Below are 17498 nucleotides of genomic sequence, written 5' to 3' on the forward strand. Positions count from 1 at the left end.
AATCACCTTGGAAGGAACGCACAAAAATGGCTACCAAGACTATAGCCCGGCCTCGCACGCCGGTACCTCCCGCCGGAATCGCCCACCAAGATCCGGCGAATCTCCTCGAAAACACACTCGCCCAACTCGAAGCCCTGCTGTGGGTCTGCCACGGGGAAGACATCGACTGGTGCAGCGGCGAAGGGCCTCGACAACTGGACAACCTGCTGTGGCTTGCGGCGGAGCTGGCGCGCAAGGCGGGGGAGTTGTTTCAGGCGAGTGAGAGGGCGCGGCGCGGAGCGGCTGAGGCCGGCGGTTAGCGGCGGGTCTGCGGGCTGCGGAGCTGAAAAACGCAGCGGCGAATCGCTCCGCCTATGATCAGAAACGTTCTTGTGGAGGAGGCCGTGACCGGAAGTTCCGCGCTGCTCAGCTTGTCTCTCAGGTCGTGCGTCATACATTGCATGAGTCACATGGAAGTCCTATGAGAAAAACCTTGCCTCTCTGCACCCTCGTGTTGCTGTTCGCCCTCTCGGGTCAGGCCGTCGCAGGTGCAAATACGGCGCAACTGAACTGCACCGGGAGTCACGCGGGACAGGCACTCACCTTGGCGGGTGATGTTCCCGCCTCCATTGTCGAGGTCGATCTGAAACTCTCCTACCGCGGGCAAACCATCCGCTTGGTTTCACCACAGGCAGAGACCTCTGAGTCCACTGATTTCCGTCGTGGCATCTACACGGTGGAGGCTGCGCTGTCCGGTTCAAACAGGCTCCAGCTTCAAGCCAAGCCCAAGAGCATCAAGTACAAAGGCAGCATGGGTGGCGGCAAACTCAACGCCAGCTTTGGCGCCGTCCTCAAGGATGCGCCTGAACCCTTTAGATCCGCACTGAAAGGGGCTGAGCTCAGTTGCACCTATGCATATGAAGTTTGAGCAAGGGCTCACAAATCGTTCGATCGGACAAATAGCTGCTGTGCAGTTGTTTGTCGGTTAACTCCAACGTTGGACCTTGGGTGCCGTCTGACGATGGTCTGCACGCGGCCAGGAGCCGTCATTCAATTGGACAAGCCAATAAAAAAATCGAAAACATGGACCGTATAGAGCGCGCCATCACCAAGATTCTTCGACCCAAACTCGCAGAGCATGGCTTCGAGCTCTCAAAAAAATGGGACTGCTTCGTTCGGAAGCAAAACAGCGGTGAGGATTCGTTCGTGGTCGTAAACCAGGGCACCGCAAAGGGGGCCGGGAAGTTCTACGAAATCAACTGCTTCGCCGACGTACGTCACGAACGGGTCGAACTCCCTTGGAACACGTTGGGGATGGTCTACGGCGAGGACCAGATGCACACCTGGACCTTGCAATACAAGCCCAGGGAGCGACATCTACCTCCCATGACTGTCTCGCTGACTTCGGTCGAAGCGGATGTCGAACACGTCGCTGGTCAGCTCGCGGGCCTCCTTGACCATTCGGAGAAGGTCTTTTACCCGCGCTTCGCTGACCTTAAGGAGGTCGAGGAATGGGTAAACAAGAACCCTTTGGCTGATACAAACCCGACCGCCGGCGGCCCCATTGAGCATCTAGCGATGAGAGCCTTGATACTTGCAAAACTCGTGAACCCTCCCCGATACGCTGCGGTGCGGGAAGCATTCTTGGCTTTGGACAAGGGCATGTTTCCGCGTGAAAGACGGATGGCGATGCTGCAAAGGGTAGACGAGATGAGTCTCTGAACGACCGCTCTCGAGCACTCGGCAAAGCCCGCTTTGGGCCCTTTCTGTCAACAGCCCGTACGGCTACAGCCGGCCACAAGCAGCCGCTCGGCGAGCTCATCGAATATGAAAACCGAAGATCGCTAGATCGAGTTCCGGCGCCGCCTCAAGGCTGCTGGCAAGAAGGTAACTGGCCTGATGCCTGGCACTAACGCAGGTTGGCGCAGGAGCAGAGACTATGCAGCCGGGCGATCACTTGACATGAATTCTGGGCGAGAACTTTGCCATCGGCGAGCTCGCCTCGCACGTCGGCATGCCAGCCAAATACCGCGCCATCGTGCCGATGTCCGTCTCTGAAAGGGTCGTGCCGTTAGTCGCACCGTATCCGAGCTATCGACCGAAAACTTCCAATCACTGCATGGCCAGGTCCAGACCCATCCAATTGCAAAATTCAAAGGTGAGGAAGAGCACGAGGAACGCAGAAGCGACAAACGCCCCGCCCACCTTGATGGATGTCAGTACCACTGCAGCTGTCTTTTGATTCTTGTCCTTCTGTCCTCGATCGTAGTGCCACTTGACGGCTAAATACATGCCCAAGCTGAGCACGAGAACCTTGAAAATAACAAAAGAGATAGGGATTGAATTCATGATTGAAGGGATATCAATGGTGACAGGCGGCGAAGTGCCCGAGTGCGGCGAGTAGCTCAATAGATCGATGAAGAAACGGAAATTCAATCAATCAATCAATCTAACGAAACGGTTGCGGTGAGCTAAATGGGCGTCCGCAAGGCGCGTCGAAAAGCACGCAATACATGGGTCGAAAGGCGGAGCAGTCTGCCTGCACCACAGAAGCACTCTCATCGTGCTGTCGAGTGTTCATCTTCTAGGCTGATACGTACAGAACCAGATCAGCTGAAAATTTCCGTATCAGATGCAAGGAGGCCGGTAGTCGCTCCGGGGCAGGCCGACATCTGATACGAAAATCTCGGGATCGGTCCAGAACGACCGTATCAGAAAGAGATGCCCATGAACCGCTACGAGAAGCTTGCCGACAACATCGCTCAGCGTATTCGCGCGGGTAGCCTGAAGGCGAACGATCGCCTTCCCTCCGTGCGCGAACTGAAGTCGCAAATGGGCATCAGTGCGTCCACCGTGTTCTCTGCTTACTACCTGCTGGAGGCGCAAGGGCTTGTCGAAGCTCGGCAGCGGTCGGGATACTTCGTTCGAGCGGGCGCGGAAATGCCGGCCAACGAACTCGCCGCCAGCGAGCCTGTCCTGCGGTCCATGTCGGTCGACGTCTCGTCGCTTGTCTTTCAGGTCCTTGCACAGGCTCGCGAGCGCGATATGGTCCCGCTCGGCTCGGCCTTTCCGTCGCCAGAGCTGTTTCCCTTCGAGCAACTTGCCGCCGGCCTGACGCGAGCGCTCAAGCGGATGGATCCTTGGCAGACCGTCGAGGATTTGTCACCAGGAAACGCCCTGTTGCGCCATCAGATTTCCCTCCGTTACGGCAGCGTCGGGATGGATGTTCCTGCGTCTGAACTGGTCATCACCAGCGGGGCGATGGAAGCCCTCAATCTTGCGCTCGAATCGGTGACGCAGCCAGGCGACCTCGTGGCGATCGAAACGCCAACCTTTTATGGTGCGTTGCAGGCACTGGAGCGGCGCGGTCTTCGCGCGGTCGAGGTTGAGACCCACCCGCGAACAGGCGTAGATCTCGACTCTCTTGCTCGCGTGATCGACCAGCATCCGGTGAAGGCCTGCTGGTTCATGCCGACCTTCCAGAATCCAATGGGCTGCACCATGAGCGACGCAGCCAAAGAGCAATTGGTCAGCATGCTCGCCACCCGCGCCATACCGCTGATCGAAGACGACGTGTACGGCGAGCTCGCGCATGGGGCTCGGAGACCGCCACCAGCCAAGGCCTGGGACCGGGACGGCTGGGTGCTGCACTGCAGTTCTTTCTCGAAATCCCTGGCACCCGGATATCGCATCGGTTGGGTAGCGGGCGGTCGCTTTGCAGCCACTTTGGGTCGCAACAAGTTGATGAGCTCGCTGGCGACGGCACTCCCCTCGCAACTGGCGTTGCAGGAGTACCTGCAACACAAGAGTTTCGATCGCCACCTGCGCGCCCTGCGGCATTCGCTCAGCCGCCAGCAGGCTGCATGCTTGCGACTTGTCGATCGATACTTTCCAACTGGAACGCGGGTCACGCGCCCCGAGGGTGGTTATTTCCTGTGGCTCGCGCTGCCAGAAGGTGTCGACTCGCTCGCACTGCACCAGGACGCTCTTCGGCTCGGCATAGGCGTAGCGCCGGGCCATTTGTTTTCAGCCGACCGCCGATACACCCGGCACCTGCGCATTAACTACGGGTATCTCGGCGACCCGCGCTTGGAAGGGGCTATCAGGAGTCTTGGAGATCTCGCCAACGCGCAGCTGAAATCTACAACTGGAAATTCGGGGCCAATCTTCGAGGAACGTTCGTCGAGACCCTAGTTAGCGTCAACGCAGGTCGAGGTCCGCCGCCTTCGACTGACTCTCAACGTCACGCGTGCCGCTTCTGCCCAGTCGTCGACGCTTCGCCGCAAGATGGCACGAAGGCCTAAAGTGGTAGCCCCGACTTCTTGGCGACAAGATTGAGGGCGTCGTGGACGACTGCGCTTTACACGTTGCCGAGTGGCCAGTTGAGAATTCCTTGACTCATTGAGACTCGTCCACCTTCGCTAGCAGCGAGTGCTTTTTTCAGACTTTGACGGCCTCCTCAGGGCCCATTCCATATCTTCGGTCGAGCGACCGCTTTCAGGAGGGCCCAATGTCTGCAATCGGCCCACTGCGCTCTTCCGACATTGTCCAAAGCTGCCGGTCGTCGCGCCAAAGCTAAGAGACATCTCCTTCCAGGCATTGTCCAGCCAGGCAGGCTGAATAAAATCCAGTCTTGTCCGCCGCTTTAGTCCCACGCCCCCAGTGCACCGCTTGCCTGCGCCCGCTCAGCGCCTGCATTTGCCGCTGGGTCGCACCCACCGCCCACGCGGTGGAGGTACTGGTGCTGCAGCACCCGCTGGAGGTACACCAGACCAAAGGCAGTGCCCGCCTGCTGCACCTCAGCTTGGCGCACTGCCGCTTGGTGGTGGGGGAGGCATTTGCCGTGCCCGTCTGGCCGGTGGACGGCAAGCACACGCTGCTGCTGTACCCGGACAGTCTGCAAGATACCGCCCCGGACCTGCGAGCTCCACCCCCGCTGCCGCCCGAGTGGCCGCAAGCCCCGTCGCGCCTGCGCCTGGTCGTGCTGGACGGCACCTGGCGCAAAAGCCGAAAGATGCTCTACCAAAGCCCGGCACTGCAACAGTTGCCCCGATTGGCCCTGCACAACATGCCGCCTTCGCACTACCGTATCCGCAAAGCCCATGGGCCCGACCAACTGTCCACGCTGGAGGCGACCTGCTACGCCTTGTGCCAACTGGAGGGCGGTGCGGCGCGGTTCCAGCCCTTGTTGAATGCCTTCGACGGGTTTGTAGAGTACTTGGAGCAGGCTGGCGGGCAGCGAAACGCGCAAACCGACAAGTCCTGCCCTCGACCAAGGGTTACGGGGGCATTTAAGTGACCCGCTAAATGGCTGGTTTTGGCCGACAGCTACCAGCGCTTCTGATTGGCCGCAAATGACGGCCCGCCAAATTACGTCGGACTTCCCGGCAACGCACCGAGCTGCTGCATGAGACCCAGCGTGTCCATGAGAATTCGCGTGGATTTGACCTTCGCTCCCTCGAAGCGGTCGATGACCATGCCCGAGACGCGGACCGACCTCTGCGTAGGAGGAATTCCAAAGAATGTGCCCTGATGCGTTCCGTGCCACACAAAGCGCGTCAGGACCCGGTTGTCTTCTGCTATCTGCTCTTCAACATCCCAGCGCATGTCGGGAAACGCCAGTCGCAGCGCAACCAAGGTTTCCTTGAGGCCGGCAAGGCCAGGACCTTGCCCTGGCAACGGAACCTCCTCCACCATGTCGGTGTGAAAGTAGTCGCCGGTCGCGGCAATGTCGCCGAGGGAGAGTACCCGGTACAGGAACTCTTTCACAATTGCCTTGTTCTGTTCGAGCACGATATTCCCCTGGGGGTACAGAGTCGAGGTTCCGCATGATATCGGTTGCGTTCAGCGGAGCGAAGTATCAAGAATGGAAGCGCGCACGACTTTCGCTATTCCTGCGAGACCAGCGACAGGGTCCCCTCATCCGAGGCACAACACGACGGGGCTGAAGCGCGACGCTGAACGGCCGGTTGTGGCCGACTGTCGTCGGTCGCACCGCCGTCATGAGCGGGCCCATAGCGGGTGCCGGGCGCTCCCCGGAAGCAGTCGTTCAACGCTCCCGTTCAGCCGCGGGCCGCGCAGCGGACCGTCCACCGCAACCGATGGTTAGCCGCGCGCGCGCCGGTAATGCATTGCGACCGCGCCGTTGCTGAGCGGCTTCGCCGAGACCAGCTCAAGCCGTCGCGTATTCGGCAGCCCGCTCTGGTACAGGGTCGGGCCGTGCCCGGCGATCCTGGGGTGAACGAGGAACTTGTATTCGTCGATCAGGTTCAGCCGGTCCAGCTCGGTCGCGAGCTTGCCGCTGCCGAGGAGCACGCCGGCCGGGGTCGCGTCCTTGAGCTTTTGCACGCCCGAGCGCAGGTCGCCGGCGATGTGGTGGCTGTGGGTCCACGGGAAGTCCGTTCGCGTCGACGACACGACGTACTTCGGCTTGGTCTCCAGCTTGAGCGCCCATTCACGCAACGCCGGCGGCGCCTCCACATCGCCGCGGGCGACCGCCGGCCAGTAGCTCTCCATCATCTCGTAGGTGGTGCGGCCCCACAGCATCGCGCCACCTTCGTCCATGAGACGGGTGAAGAAGGCGTGCGTTTCGTCGTCGGCGATGCCCTCCTGGTGGTCGACGCAGCCGTCCAGGGTGACGTTGAGGCTGAAGGTTAGAAGTCCCATGCGAGTCTCCTTCGGGTTGGGCGGTTCGCTGAACTGTCGCTTGTCTACGAGTACCTGCTCGGTCTGCTGGACCGGCTGCTTTCGGCACGCGGGCGGCACCGTGAATGACCGTTCGTGGCCGCATTCTGCCCGCCAGCTGATAGGCTGCGCACGCACGCCCAGCTCGCGGTTTTCCTGCGAGTGCGGGGCATCGGCATCGAGGACAAGTCAATGGGTACGGACAGCCGCATCATCGTTTCGCTCGACTTCCCTACCGCCGCATTGGCGGCGGACCTCGTGACGCAGCTGGGCGCAGCGACGACGTTCTACAAGGTAGGCCTGCAGCTGCTGACGGCGGCAGGACCTTCGGTCGTTCGCGAGCTCGTAGATGCGGGGAAAAGTGTTTTCCTCGACCTCAAGCTGCTGGAAATTCCAAGCTCGGTGGCTGGCGCGGTCACCGCGGCCGGACATCTGGGGGCTTCGATGGTGACGGTGCACGCCTGCGGCGGTTCCGCCGTGCTTCGCTCGGCCGTTCAGGCCGCGAGCCAGTTCCCTCAGCTGAAGATTCTTGCGCTCACGGTCATCACCAGCATGAGTGATCAGGATCTGGAAGAGGTCGGCGTCGCCTCGACGGTTCCGGAGCAGGTCGTGCGACTGGGCCGTCTTGCAGCCGCAGCTGGTTGCCATGGCGTTGTCTCGTCGCCGTTGGAGGCGAGGCTGCTTCGTGAGGTCCTGCCGCCCGGTGCGCTTGTCGTGACGCCAGGCACGCAGCTCTCAGGCGATGAGCAGAATGACCATGCGCGGGCTGCAACTCCCGCGCAGGCCATCGAGGCTGGCGCGACGCATGTGGTCATTGGTCGCCCCATATCGCGTGCCTCGAATCCCGCTGCCGTGTTCGCGGCCGTGCGCGCTGAGCTGGCTACCGCTATCCCGCAAAGCTGAAGCGGCCAGGAGCTTCATCCGAAACGCGGGTCAGGTCTGCGCGGAAATCAACAGGCGCATTTACAAGCGCCGTACGCACGACACAGCGCCATACAAGCCACCGCACAGATGCCTTCACAGTGCTCTTCCGCCGTCGCCGGCGCCGTTGCCACGGTGTTCGCGCAGGCCACCCCACAACGCCCTTCGGTCACCTTGCCGAGGGGTCTCGGAGCACAAGTCGTGTCGTCACAGAAAAAGAACGCCGCCTTCCGCGTCTGGATCTCGGGCCACCGCCTCCCGGCGTGGCTGTGGAGCGCAGGAAGAAGCAGGCCTCGTTCGCGTACACCGGCCGGATCTGGCGCGCAGGAAAGTAGCGCTTTTTAGTTAATGCCATGTAACGCCATCGGGCGTTACCGACAGGCCAACCCAGCGCTTGGACGCACGCGCACGGCTGAACGCATGCCGACCGCGCGACGTCAGAGGGGCATGTCATGTTCACCCGCTACGCCATCCGCACGCTGCTGTGCCTTGCCGTCGTGCCCGCCATCTCCGAGGAGCCCCCACCCATCCATGGCCGCGTGTTTCTGAGCAAAGCCGAGATCGAGACCACCTTGATCGGCAAGCCCATCGTTTCAAGCAATCTGTCGACCGGCATGGTCTCGCGCTGGCAGTTCCATTCGGATGGCCGCGTCGACTTCGTCAACCAAAGCGGGCCTGGCAAGGCGTCGGGCAAGTGGGTGCTCAACGCCGACGGCTCGATGTGCGTGACGATGATTTCTCGAACCGGGTGCCGCTACTGGTTCAGGAACGAAAAAGACGGCGCCATCGCGAATGCCAAGACCAGGGAGCCGAGTGCGCCGACTGTCGCCGAGATACGGTTCGAGTGAGGGTGCGAGAGGGGGCGGCTCAGTGCTGCGCACGCCCCCGAAGAACTTCAGCGCAGCGCTTCGACCAGATCCAGCACCATGCGATCCGGCCCGAAGACTTCAACCCCGTGGGCCAGCAAAGCATCGACAGCCTGCGCGATGCCATGGCTCGAAGAAGACTGCTCCGCCATGTCGTTGTAGTACCCCAGGTCCTTCTTCGCATTCGCCATCGAGAACTTCAGCGAATCGGTGCTGCCCGTCAGCAGCTTGGGCTTGAGGCGTTCCAGCGCCACGCCGTTGCCGCCGCCCTTGGCGAGCACGTCCACGAACACCTCGGGCTTCACGCCGGCGCGTTGCGCACAGGCCGCGGCCTCGCACAGCAGCGCCACGGTGCCCAGCGATACGAAGTTGTGCAGCAGCTTCATCGCATGGCCCGCGCCGACGTCGCCGACGTGCGTGACGTTCTCGGCAAAGCAACGCAGCAGTGGCAGGCACGAGGCCAGCACTTCGGCGTCGCCGCCCACCAGCAGGTTCAGGCGGCCTTCGGCGGCCTCCTTGGCGGTGCGGGTCATCGGCGTGTCGAGGAAGCGGCCGCCCTTGGCGTGCACAGCTTCGGCGACCTTGGCGGTGGAGGCGGGCACGGCGGTGGAGCAGTCGATCACCACGGTGCCGGGGCGCAGGGTCGTCAGCGCGCCGGCGTCGCCGAGCATCACGGCCTCGACCTGCGGCGTGCCGGTGACGCACAGGATCAGCACGTCGACCTGCGCGGCCAGCGAGGCCACGTCTTTCACCGACGTGGCGCCGGCCTTCAGCAGATCATCGATCGGCTGGTTGCCCGCGTGCTCCAGCACGGTGAGCTGGTGGCCGTGCTTGACGATGTTGCTGGCGATGCCGTGGCCCATGAGGCCGACGCCGACGAGGCCGACTTTGCGCGAGGTTTGTTGTTCAGTAGTCGTCATGGGTTGTCTTCATCCGTGCTTGATGGCGATGGTCTTGAGGGTCGTGAAGCCGAGCAGGGCCTCGAAGCCCTTCTCGCGGCCGAAGCCACTCGATTTCACGCCGCCGAACGGCAGTTCTACACCACCCGCCGCGCCGTAATTGTTGACGAAGACCTGGCCGCAATGCAGCTTGTGCGCCATGCGCAGCTGGCGCGCGCCGTCGCGCGTCCACACGCCGGCCACCAGGCCGAAGTCGGTGCCGTTGGCCAGGCGCACGGCCTCGGCCTCGTCGGCGAAGGGCATCACGGCGAGCACCGGGCCGAAGACCTCGCGCTGGGCCAGGTCGCTGTCGTGTGGCACATCGCGGAACAGCACGGCCTCCTGGTAGTAGCCGGTGGACGGCGCCTGCGGCGACACCGTGCCGCGCGCGGCCACCTTCATGCCGCTCGCTTCGGCGGTCGCGACCATGTCACGCACCTGGCGGAACTGCTTCTCGTTGATGAGCGGGCCCATGTCCAGGTCTTCGGCGGGCGTGCCCGCGCGCACGGCCGTGAAGCGCTTGGCGAGGCGCTGCACCACCTCTTCGTACACCGATTGTTCGACCAACACGCGGCTGCCCGCCGAGCAGGTCTGGCCGGCGTTCTGGATGATGGCGTTGAGCAGCACGGGCTCGGCCGCGTCGAGGTCGGCGTCGGCGAACACGATCTGCGGCGACTTGCCGCCCAGCTCCAGCGTCACGGGGCAGTGGCGCTCGGCCGCGGCCAGGCCCACGCTGCGGCCGGTCATGGTCGAGCCGGTGAACGAGATGTGGTCGATGCCCGGGTGCGCGCACAGCGCCGCGCCGGCTTCCTTGCCGTAGCCGGTCACCACGTTGAGCGCACCGGCCGGAAAGCCGACCTCGGTGGCGATCTCGGCCAGGCGCAGCAGCGACAGGCTCGCGTCTTCGGCCGGCTTGACCACGCAGGCGTTGCCCGCGGCAAGCGAGGCGCCCACGCTGCGGCCGGCGATCTGCATCGGGTAGTTCCAGGGAATGATGTGGCCCGTCACGCCGTGCGGGATGCGCACGGTCAGCACGGTGTAGCCACGCTCGTAGGGCAGGGTGTCGCCGTGCAGCTTGTCGCAGGCGCCGGCGTAGTACTCGAAGTAGCGCGCCAGCGCGGTCGCGTCGTTGCGCGCCACGCGCAGCGCCTTGCCGGTGTCGCGTGCCTCGAGCTGGGCCAGTTCTTCGTGGTGCTGCATCACGGCGGCGCCGAGCTTGGCGAGCAGCCGGCCGCGTTCGAGCGCGGTGGTGGCGCCCCAGGGGCCGTCGAAGTGCTCGCCCATGGCCTGGCGTGCGGCGCGCACGGCGGCGTCGATTTCGGCGGCGGTGCCGCGTGCGATCTCGCCGAATTTCTGGCCGTCGCTCGGGTCGATCACGTCGATGGTGGCGTCGGCTTCGGACGCCACGCGGCGGCCGTCGATGTAGTGGGTGGCGTTCATGGGATGTGTGTCTCCGTGTGGCGGATCAGGTCGGATCAAGTCGGTTCGGGCCAGGGTTTCTGCGCGTCGCGAATCTGCTCGAAGGCGCGGCTGAACTGCAGCACGCCCAGGTCGTCGAAGCGGCGACCGGCCACCTGCAGGCCGATGGGCAGGCCTTCGGCCGAGTAGCCGCAGTTGACCGACGCCGCGGGCTGCTCCGACATGTTGTAGGGCACCGTGAAGCCGATGTGCTCCAGCGGCCGCATCGGGTCGTTGGTGGGCGAGGCGTGGTCCGCGGGCGCGGGCATGTTCGGGGACACCGGCGAGATCACGAAGTCGTACGCCTTGGTGGCGGCGACCGTGGCCGCGCGCGTGGCGACGAACTGGCTGTAGCCGTCGAAGACGTGCGCGCCCGAGAAACCGGCCGCGCTCTCGGCCCATTCGCGGATGTACGGCAGGATCTTCGCGCGCTGCTCGGCGCTCATGGCCTGCATGTCGAGGCACGAGCGCATGCGCCAGAAGTGGTCCATGCCCTCCAGCATCTGCGGCGTCATGAAGGCCGGGATCTCTTCGACGTGCGCACCGGCGGCTTCGATGCGCTTTGCGGCAAGGCGAATGGCCTGCGCGATCTGCGGATCGAGCGGCAGGCCGCAGCCCGCGTCCATGTGCAGCGCCACGCGCTTGCCCTTGAGAAACGACGGATCGACTTCGAAGGCCGTCCAGTCGATGCCCGGTGCCGGCAGCTCGGAATAGTCGCGGTCGTCGGGCTGCGCGACCGAAGCCATCATCAGCGCCGCATCGGCCACGGTGCGCGTCATCGGGCCGGCGCAGCGGCCCATGTAGGGCGAGCTCAGCGGAATGCGGCCGAAGCTGGGCTTGAGCGTGAAGATGCCGCACCAGCTCGCCGGCAGGCGCAGCGAGCCGCCGATGTCGGTGCCCACGTGCAGCGGGCCGTAGCCTGCCGCAGCAGCCGCGCCGGCGCCGGCGCTGGAGCCGCCCGGCGTGCGCGAGGTGTCCCACGGATTGCGCGAGAGGTCGTGAAAGCTCGACAGGCCCGACGACAGCATGCCCAGGTCGGGCATCGTGGTCTTGGCCACCATCACCGTGCCGTCGGCCTTCAGGCGCGCGGCGGGCGGCGAGTCGTACGTCATCGGCACGAGCGCGTAGGCGGCGGTGCCCAGCGGCATCGGGTCGCCCTCGGTCGCGAGGTTTTCCTTGATGGTCACGGGCACGCCGTCGAGCGTGCCGCGCGGCGTGCCGGCGAGCCAGCGCGCCTCGGAAGCACGCGCCTGTTCGAGCGCGGCTTCGGGGCGGAACAGCCAGGTGGCGCGCAGCTGCGGCTCGCAGGCCGCGATGCGTTCATTGACCGCGCGCGTCACCTCGACCGGCGAGAGTTCCTTGGCGGCGTAGGCCGCGTGCAGTTCCTGCACGCCCAGGGCATACAAAGGCTTCGTCATGGCCGCATCAACCCCACGAGATCGCAGCCAGGTCGTTCGCGACGATCGGCATGTTCGGCCACAGGCCCTTCACTTCCTTGCGCGCGACCGTGGGGAACACGGCCTGGAACAGGAAGCCGTTGACGGCATCGTTCGCGAGCATCTTCTGCGCCTCGCCAAGCAGCGCGTTGCGCTTTTTCTCGTCGGGCTCGCTCTGCACCGAGGCGTACAGGTCGCGGAACTTCTTCGAGTCGTAGCCCCAGTAGTAGTCGGGCTCGGTGTACTTCACGAGGTCGAAGGGTTCGACGTGCGCAACGATGCTCAGGTCGAAGTCGTGCCCGCCGCCGAAGGTGCCGCTGAGCCACTGGGCCCATTCGACGTTCTGGATCTTCACGTTGATGCCGATGGCCGCGAGCTGGGCCGCAATCACCTCGCCGCCCTGGCGTGCGTACGAAGGCGGCGGCAGCGTCATGCGCAGTTCGAGCGGCGTCTTCACGCCCGCATCGGCCAGCAGCTTCTTCGCCTTGGCGATGTCGAAGGGGTTGATGCCGGTGGTGTCGACATAGCCCGGCGCGCCGATCGGGTAGTGGCTGCCGATGGCCTTGCCGAAACCGTCGGCCGCGCCCTGGATCACCACGTTGCGGTCCACCGCGGCCAGGATGGCGCGGCGCACGCGCACGTCGTCCAGCGGCTTGCGCTTGTTGTTGATCGCCAGGATCACCTTGCTGCGCGTGCCCACTTCCAGCACGCGAAAGCGCGGGTTGGCGCGGAACTGGCCCACGCTGCGCGTGCCGGCGCGCGGGAAGATGTCGATGTCGCCGGCCATCAGCGCCGCGGTCTGCGCGGCCGAGTCGGACATGAACTTGAAGACGAACTTGTTGACCTTGGCCAGCGCCGGGTTGCGGTACGTCGGCGACTTGACCAGCGCGCACGCCGAGCCGCGCTGCCAGCTGTCGAGCTTGTAGGGGCCGGTGCCCACGGGCTTGGTGGCGTTGGTGTCGGCGCTCTTGGGTTCGACGATGCAGGCGGTGGCCTGGCCGAGCATGAACAGCAGGTCGGGGTTGGGCTGTGCGGTGGTGATGACGACGGTGTCGGCGTCGGGTGTCTTCAGGCTGATCTCGCTGAAGAAGCGCTTGTCCTTGTTGGTGCTCTTCTCGCCGGCCGCGCGCTCGAAGCTGAACTTGACGGCGGCGGCATCGAAGGCCTCGCCGTTCTCGAACTTCACGCCCTTGCGCAGCTTGAAGGTGTGGGTCTTCAGGTCGGGCGACACGGTCCAGCTCTCGGCCAGCAGCGGCGTGACGCTGCCGTCGGCGTTGATCTTGGTCAGTGTTTCGAAGATGTTGTAGTGCGCGATCTCGGCAATGGCCGAGGCGGCAGCGGTCGTCGGGTCCAGGCCCGGCGGTTCCAGCGGCATGCCGATGGTCAGCATGTTCTTGCCGGTCTGGGCCTGCGCGAACAGCGGAAAGGCGCCGGGGATCGCGGCGGCGATGGCGGTGCCCATGAGGGTGCGACGCTTCAACATTCTGTGGTTCTCCTGGAAGACAAAAGCAGGGCGATCGGTTCAGACCGATCGGGCCTATCGGGACGGCGTGTGCAGCACGGCCGACAGCAAGGTGCGTGTGTATGGGTGTTGCGCATGGGCAAAAAGTTCGGCGGGCTCGCCACGTTCCACGATCTGGCCCTTGAACACCACGCACACGTCGTCGCACAGGTGGTTGACCACGGCGAGGTCGTGGCTGATGAGCAGGTAGCTGATGCCGAACTGCTGCTGCAGGTCCTGCATGAGGTTGAGCACCTGGGCCTGCACGGACACGTCGAGCGCGCTCACGGGCTCGTCGGCGACGATGAGCTTGGGGCGCGTGATGAGGGCGCGCGCAATCGCGATGCGCTGGCGCTGTCCGCCAGAGAACTCGTGCGGGTACTTGTCGAGGTCGGTGGTGCGCAGGCCGACGGCGGCGAGCGCTTCGGCGGCGCGTTCGCGCTGCTCGGCACGTCGCGTTTCGGCCAGTGCTTCGAGCGGTTCGGCGACGATGCGTGCGACGGTCTGGCGCGGATCGAGCGAGCCGTACGGGTCTTGAAAGACCATCTGGAAGTCGCGCCGCGCCGTGCGCAGGTCGGCCTTCGAGAGCGTGTGCAGGTTGCGGCCTTCGAGCGCGACGCTGCCCGAGGTCGGCGTGTCCAATGCCATCACAAGGCGCGCGATGGTCGACTTGCCAGAGCCCGATTCCCCGACGATGCCCAGGCTCTTGCCGGCCTGCACCTCGAAGCTCACGCCGTTGAGCGCTTTCACGGTGGGTGGCGGGCCGAAGAGCTTTTCGCGCGGCAAGGCGTAGTGCCGCACGAGGTCGGTCACCTGCAGCAGCGGGGTGGAAGAAGCGGGCGTCGAAGTCATCGGGGTGCTCATGCGGCGGCCAGCGTGGCGTGCGCGGCGACGGCGTCGAGATGCAGGCAGCTCACCGCATGGCCGTTGGGTTGGCGGGCCACCGGCGGCTTCGTGGTGTGGCAGGCGTCCGTGGTGAAGTCGCAGCGGCCCGCGAAGCCGCAGCCCCGGGGAATGTCGACCAGCTCGGGCACGCTGCCGCGGATGGTGGGCAGCCGGCCCGCGCGCACGGCGCCGAGCGCGGGGCGCGCCGCGAACAGGCCGCGCGTGTAGGGGTGGGCGCGGTCGGCAAAGACCGCGTCGGTCGGGCCGCTTTCCACCGCGCTGCCGCCGTACATCACGAGCATGCGCTGCACGCTGCTGGCGATCACGCCGAGGTCGTGCGAGATGAGGATCAAGGCCATGCCCATCTCCTTGACCAGGCTCTGGATCAGGTCGAGCACCTGCTTCTGGATCGTCACGTCGAGCGCGGTGGTGGGCTCGTCGGCAATCAGCAGGTCGGGCCCGCAGGCCAGTGCCATGGCGATGCCGATGCGCTGGCGTTGGCCGCCGGAGAACTGGTGCGGGTACGCATCGAGGCGCGAGGCGGCGTCGGGAATGCCGACGCGGTCGAGCAGGTTCAGTGCTTCCTTGCGCGCCTGCGCCTTGGTGAAGCCGCGGTGCAGCATCAGCGGCTCGCCGACCTGGCGTGCGATGGTGTGCACGGGGTTCAGGGCCGTCATCGGCTCCTGGAAGATCATGCCGATGCGGTTGCCGCGCAGCTGGCACAGCTGCTTCTCGGGCAGGCCGACGAGTTCCTGGCCGTCGAGCTTGATGCTGCCGGTGACCTTGGCGGTGGACGGCAGCAGGCCCATGAGCGACATCACGGTGATCGACTTGCCGCAGCCCGATTCGCCGACGATGCCCAGCGTTTCGCCGCGCTCCAGCGAGAAGGAAATACCGCGCACGGCTTCGGCCGGTCCGCGCTGCGTCTGCAGGCCGATGTGGAGGTCGTTGACTTCGAGGAGGGGCATGGCGGTCTACCTTGCGCGTGCCAGGCGCGGATCGAGCAGGTCGCGCAGACCGTCGCCCAGCAGGTTGAGGCCGAGCACCGCGAAGGCGATGGCCATGCCCGGGAAGACGGCCAGCAGGGGTTGCTGAAACATGAGGGTCTGGGCTTCGCTGAGCATGCGGCCCCATGACGGTTGAGGCGGCTGCGTGCCGAGGCCGAGATACGACAGCGCCGCTTCCGCCAGGATGGCGATGGCGAAGCGGATGGTGATCTGCACGATCAGCACGGCGGAGATGTTGGGCAGCACGTGCTGCATGGTGATCGCGAACGATCCCTTACCGCAGGCGCGTGCGGCGGCGACGTACTCGCGCGACCAGATGGCGTTGGCCGAGGCGCGCGTGATGCGCGCGAAGGTCGGGATGTTGTAGATGCCGATCGCGACGATGGCGTTGACGATACCGGCGCCGAACACGGCGGTCATCATGATGGCCGAGAGGATGGCGGGGAAGGCCAGCGTGAAGTCCGACAGGCGCATCACGGCTTCTTCGACCCAGCCGCGCCTCGCAGCAGCGAGCAGGCCCAGCGCCGTGCCGACCACGAGGCCGATGCCCACAGCGATCACGCCGACGAGGATGGACGCACGCGCACCCACCAGCAGCAGCGAGGCCACGTCGCGACCGAAGGCATCGGTGCCGAGCCAGTGCGTCGCTGAAGGGCCCTGCATCTTGTTCGCCATGTCCATCGCGTAGGGCGACCAGGGCGTCCAGACGAAGGAGATCAAGGCGGCCAGCAACAGCAGCAGCGCGAACACACCGCCGATGACGAAGCTGCGGTGCTTGACCGCGCGGCGCCAGAAGCCAGGCGCGAGGGGCGCAGCAGAAGCGGGTGCCACGGGAGAGAGGATGGCGCTCATATGTCGCTAGCCTTGATGCGTGGGTCGATCACGGCGTACAGCACGTCGACCACGAAGTTCACGATGACCACCATGGCTGCGAGCAGCATCACGCAGTTGCGCACCACGATCAGGTCGCGGTTGCTGATGGCCTGGAAGATGAGACGCCCCAGACCCGGCAGGTAGAACACGTTCTCCACCACGATGGTGCCGGCCAGCAGCTCCGAGAACTGCATGCCCATGACCGTGATCACCGGGATCATCGCGTTGCGCAGCACATGGGTCCACAGCACCATGCGCTGCGACACGCCCTTGGCGCGTGCTGTGCGAACGAAGTCTTCGCGCATGACCTCGAGCACAGCCGAACGTGTGATGCGCGCGAGGATGGCGGCCTGCACCACCGCGAGCGAAAGCGCTGGCAGCAGCAGCGACTTGAGCCCCGCAAAGATGCCTTCACCCCAGCCCTCGAAGCCGCCCGCGGAGAACCACTGCAGCTGCACAGAGAACACGAGGATCAACAGGATTGCGAACCAGAAGTTGGGAATGGCGATGCCGACTTGCGCCATGCTCATGAGGCCGACGTCGCCGAGCTTGTTGTGGCGCGCGGCGGCCGTCACGCCCACGAGCAATGCGATGACGACCGTCAGGCTCATCGCCATCACGGCCAGGGGCACGGTGAGGGCCAAACGTTCGAGGATCAGGTCGATGACGGGCGAGCTGTAGGCGTAGCTGTCACCGAGGTTGCCGGTGAGCATGCCGGCGATCCAGTGCCAGTAGCGGGTCCACGCGGGCTGGTCCAGGCCGAGCTTGGTGGCCAGGGCCGCGACGGCGTCGGGCGAGGCGTCGGGGCCCATGAGCATCTGCGCTGCGTTGCCCGGGAGAATTTCGAGCACCAGGAACACGATGACGGATGCGCCGATCAGCGTGCCGAGGAGCGTCAAGGTGCGCTTGAGCAGGAAGAGGCCCATGGTTCAGTGGCTCCGGTTGGCTTT

The 17498-nt window shown here is 64.8% G+C and carries 18 protein-coding genes; 7 read left to right on the forward strand and 11 right to left on the reverse strand.

Going from position 1 to position 17498, the window contains the following annotated elements; all coding sequences use genetic code 11:
* Window positions 1–26: 26 nt before the first annotated feature.
* The 3 genes from CLU95_RS22610 to CLU95_RS22620 all read left to right on the forward strand — a co-directional run bounded on the left by CLU95_RS22610 (window position 27) and on the right by CLU95_RS22620 (window position 1701).
* On the forward strand, window positions 27–299 hold the full coding sequence (locus tag CLU95_RS22610) for a hypothetical protein (protein WP_099795660.1): 273 nt from the start codon (window positions 27–29) through the stop codon (window positions 297–299).
* A 161-nt stretch (window positions 300–460) separates the two neighbouring features.
* Window positions 461–907: a hypothetical protein gene (locus tag CLU95_RS22615; RefSeq protein ID WP_099795661.1), complete on the forward strand. Its 447-nt coding sequence runs from the start codon at window positions 461–463 to the stop codon at window positions 905–907.
* Window positions 908–1062: 155 nt separating this feature from the next.
* On the forward strand, window positions 1063–1701 hold the full coding sequence (locus tag CLU95_RS22620) for a hypothetical protein (RefSeq protein WP_099795662.1): 639 nt from the start codon (window positions 1063–1065) through the stop codon (window positions 1699–1701).
* 390 nt (window positions 1702–2091) lie between these two features.
* Here CLU95_RS22620 and CLU95_RS22625 read toward each other — a convergent pair whose 3' ends face one another.
* Window positions 2092–2415 carry a hypothetical protein gene (locus CLU95_RS22625; RefSeq protein WP_099795663.1) on the reverse strand — a complete coding sequence of 108 codons (324 nt, stop codon included), beginning with the start codon at window positions 2413–2415 and terminating at the stop codon, window positions 2092–2094.
* A gap of 291 nt (window positions 2416–2706) precedes the next feature.
* Between CLU95_RS22625 and CLU95_RS22630 the strand changes: the two genes are divergently transcribed.
* Both CLU95_RS22630 and CLU95_RS22635 read left to right on the forward strand, forming a co-directional pair.
* Window positions 2707–4173 (forward strand): aminotransferase-like domain-containing protein, encoded by a 1467-nt coding sequence (locus tag CLU95_RS22630; protein ID WP_099795664.1) that lies wholly within the window; start codon window positions 2707–2709, stop codon window positions 4171–4173.
* A 439-nt stretch (window positions 4174–4612) separates the two neighbouring features.
* Window positions 4613–5278, forward strand: a complete 666-nt coding sequence (locus CLU95_RS22635) for a tRNA-uridine aminocarboxypropyltransferase (RefSeq protein ID WP_099795665.1) — start codon at window positions 4613–4615, stop codon at window positions 5276–5278.
* Window positions 5279–5349: 71 nt separating this feature from the next.
* On the opposite strand, the gene CLU95_RS22640 is transcribed toward CLU95_RS22635, so the two are convergent.
* Together CLU95_RS22640 and CLU95_RS22645 are read right to left on the reverse strand one after the other, a co-directional pair.
* On the reverse strand, window positions 5350–5772 hold the full coding sequence (locus CLU95_RS22640) for an ester cyclase (RefSeq protein ID WP_180288661.1): 423 nt from the start codon (window positions 5770–5772) through the stop codon (window positions 5350–5352).
* Window positions 5773–6084: 312 nt separating this feature from the next.
* A complete protein-coding gene (locus tag CLU95_RS22645; RefSeq protein WP_099795667.1) occupies window positions 6085–6645 on the reverse strand; it encodes a dihydrofolate reductase family protein in 561 nt (186 codons plus the stop codon).
* 114 nt (window positions 6646–6759) lie between these two features.
* Between CLU95_RS22645 and pyrF the strand changes: the two genes are divergently transcribed.
* Both pyrF and CLU95_RS22655 read left to right on the forward strand, forming a co-directional pair.
* Window positions 6760–7566 carry an orotidine-5'-phosphate decarboxylase gene (gene pyrF, locus CLU95_RS22650; RefSeq protein WP_257214698.1) on the forward strand — a complete coding sequence of 269 codons (807 nt, stop codon included), beginning with the start codon at window positions 6760–6762 and terminating at the stop codon, window positions 7564–7566.
* A gap of 470 nt (window positions 7567–8036) precedes the next feature.
* Window positions 8037–8432 carry a hypothetical protein gene (locus tag CLU95_RS22655; protein ID WP_099795668.1) on the forward strand — a complete coding sequence of 132 codons (396 nt, stop codon included), beginning with the start codon at window positions 8037–8039 and terminating at the stop codon, window positions 8430–8432.
* Window positions 8433–8479: 47 nt separating this feature from the next.
* Here CLU95_RS22655 and CLU95_RS22660 read toward each other — a convergent pair whose 3' ends face one another.
* The 8 genes from CLU95_RS22660 to CLU95_RS22695 are packed head-to-tail and all read right to left on the reverse strand — an operon-like array spanning window position 8480 to window position 17474.
* Window positions 8480–9370: an NAD(P)-dependent oxidoreductase gene (locus CLU95_RS22660; protein ID WP_099795669.1), complete on the reverse strand. Its 891-nt coding sequence runs from the start codon at window positions 9368–9370 to the stop codon at window positions 8480–8482.
* 9 nt (window positions 9371–9379) lie between these two features.
* Entirely contained in the window at window positions 9380–10828 is a 1449-nt protein-coding gene (locus tag CLU95_RS22665) for an aldehyde dehydrogenase family protein (protein ID WP_099795670.1), read from the reverse strand.
* Between the two features lie 35 nt (window positions 10829–10863).
* On the reverse strand, window positions 10864–12264 hold the full coding sequence (locus CLU95_RS22670; protein ID WP_099795671.1) for an amidase: 1401 nt from the start codon (window positions 12262–12264) through the stop codon (window positions 10864–10866).
* A 7-nt stretch (window positions 12265–12271) separates the two neighbouring features.
* Complete coding sequence (locus CLU95_RS22675) at window positions 12272–13765, reverse strand: ABC transporter substrate-binding protein (protein WP_099795672.1); 1494 nt, start codon at window positions 13763–13765, stop codon at window positions 12272–12274.
* Window positions 13766–13819: 54 nt separating this feature from the next.
* Entirely contained in the window at window positions 13820–14647 is an 828-nt protein-coding gene (locus tag CLU95_RS22680; RefSeq protein ID WP_099795673.1) for an ATP-binding cassette domain-containing protein, read from the reverse strand.
* On the reverse strand, window positions 14644–15636 hold the full coding sequence (locus tag CLU95_RS22685; protein WP_099795674.1) for an ABC transporter ATP-binding protein: 993 nt from the start codon (window positions 15634–15636) through the stop codon (window positions 14644–14646). Before CLU95_RS22685 ends, CLU95_RS22680 begins: the two co-directional genes overlap by 4 nt.
* 6 nt (window positions 15637–15642) lie before the next feature.
* Window positions 15643–16527, reverse strand: coding sequence for an ABC transporter permease (locus CLU95_RS22690; RefSeq protein WP_099795675.1), 885 nt, complete (start codon window positions 16525–16527; stop codon window positions 15643–15645).
* The gene (locus CLU95_RS22695; protein ID WP_099795676.1) at window positions 16524–17474 is read right to left on the reverse strand and encodes an ABC transporter permease; all 951 of its coding nucleotides are present in this window, start codon (window positions 17472–17474) and stop codon (window positions 16524–16526) included. Before CLU95_RS22695 ends, CLU95_RS22690 begins: the two co-directional genes overlap by 4 nt.
* Between the last annotated feature and the right edge of the window lie 24 nt (window positions 17475–17498).

The sequence above is a fragment of the Variovorax sp. 54 genome, assembly GCF_002754375.1.
Classification (GTDB): Bacteria; Pseudomonadota; Gammaproteobacteria; order Burkholderiales; family Burkholderiaceae_C; genus Variovorax.